Below are 337 nucleotides of genomic sequence, written 5' to 3' on the forward strand. Positions count from 1 at the left end.
AGAACCAGCGCTCGCCGACGACGACGGTGTCGCCCGGGCGCATGATGGTGCCGAGCGGCACGGTGGCGCGGACGGCGCCGTTGCGGTCGGTGCGGGTGAGATCGACCGAGGCCTTCTGCGCCCGCGGCGAGAAGCCGCCGGCGATCGCCACCGCGCTCTCGACCGTCATGTTGGGCACGTAAGGATATTGTCCCGGCGCGGTGACCTCGCCGAGAATGAAGAACGGACGGTAGGCCTCGACCTCGACGGCGACATAGGGTTCGCGGATGTAGCCGGCGCGCAGCTTGCCGGTGACGGCGCGGGCGAGCTCGGCGGGCGTGAGGCCGCGGGCATGCAC

General features: G+C 71.5%; 1 protein-coding gene. It reads right to left on the bottom strand.

Features of this window, described 5'->3' with window-relative positions; all coding sequences use genetic code 11:
- On the bottom strand, nt 1-337 hold a 337-nt coding region (locus AB4Z37_RS33020), incomplete at both ends, for a polysaccharide biosynthesis/export family protein (RefSeq protein ID WP_441520888.1).

The sequence above is a fragment of the Bradyrhizobium sp. 2TAF24 genome, assembly GCF_052115025.1.
Taxonomy (GTDB): domain Bacteria; phylum Pseudomonadota; class Alphaproteobacteria; order Rhizobiales; family Xanthobacteraceae; genus Bradyrhizobium_A.